Origin of the sequence: Propioniciclava sp. (assembly GCF_029977985.1) — a bacterium.
Classification (GTDB): domain Bacteria; phylum Actinomycetota; class Actinomycetes; order Propionibacteriales; family Propionibacteriaceae; genus Propioniciclava.
In genome coordinates, this window is the sequence record NZ_JARKOT010000228.1 from 1 (window position 1) to 1268 (window position 1268).

Consider the following 1268-nt stretch of genomic DNA (forward strand, 5'->3'; position numbering starts at 1 on the left):
AAGGATCATGCCCATCCGGCCGTGCTCGTTCATGAGAGCGCGGCTGCCCTCGGCGAACACGGCGTAGGTGTTGATGTCGCCGCGCCCCGCCAACGGGTAGCGACCCGAAACTCGCAGCAGATGCGACTCACCGGCGGCGCGACGCAACGCGCCCAGGTACGCGTCGTGCAGCGCCGGGTTGGACGCTTCGAGGGCTTGGATGAGGCGCTTGCGGGCCGCCGCGTTGGGAGCCGCGGCGATCAGGGGGTCTCGGACCGCGAAGAACTCCTGTTCCTGCAGCTTCACCCGTTCCCACGGCGGGTTGCCGAGAACGACATCGAATCCGCCGCGCCATCCGGGTCCGTCGGCTGGTCCGCCAGGTCGGAAGAGGTGCGGGAACTCCAGGTGCCAGTGGAAGAACCGGTACTCGGCGGCGAGTTCGTGGACGGTCGCGAGGGTGGCTGGTGGCAGCGCTTCGCCACGTGCGAGGGCTTGCAGGCTGCGGTCGGTGATGGGCTTGGGTCCGCCCGGCTGTTTGGGCCACACGAACGCGGCGCACCAGGCGTCCGCGACTAGACGCTGCTGTTGGAGCGCCGGATTGGCCTCGAGGGCCTTGAGTCGCTGTTGGCGGACCTGGATGTCCGCCAGCGACGCAGGACGCACGCCACCGATCAGCGCACCCAGTTCGCCCGCGACGGCGGCGTCCAGGGTGGGTGAAGAGTCGTCTCCGAACAGGTCGTCCTGCCCGGAGCGTTCGGCCTTGTTCTGCTTCTTCAGGGCCGCGACGATCTTCTTGTCGTCGCCCTCGAGTGCTGCGAACGCGTCGTCGGGAACGCCCAGCGCGACGAGCGCTGGGGTGGCGCCGATCAGGGAGTTGCCGACCTTGATCTGGGCGTCGAGGAATGCGAGCGGGCGTCCGGGATCGAGGGTCTCCAGCCACAGGGACACCTTGGCCAGTTCGGCGGCCAGGGGGTTGAGGTCGACGCCGTAGATGCAGCGGCCGACCACGTCGGCCAGCGCTTCTCGGACCCGCTCGGGCGGTGGTTCGGGGTCGCCGGTCCGGATGGCCGCGACGCGCTTGGCGATCCGTCGTGCGGCGGCTACCAGGAAGTGCCCCGATCCGCAGGCCGGGTCACACACGGTCAAAGCCAGCAAGGCGGCCTCGGGGTTGGGGTCCCGCTCGGCGCGGTCGAGCACAGGGTCCAGGGCCGAGTCGAGGAGGCAGTCGATCAGCGAGGTGGGCGTGTAGTACGAACCCGTCGACTTGCGGTCGTTGCCCGCGGCCGACA

The 1268-nt window shown here is 69.6% G+C and carries 1 protein-coding gene; it reads right to left on the reverse strand.

Features of this window, described 5'->3' with window-relative positions; genetic code table 11:
- The coding region (locus Q1K57_RS13045) for an N-6 DNA methylase (RefSeq protein WP_300083347.1) at positions 1 to 1268 on the reverse strand (1268 nt) is incomplete at both ends.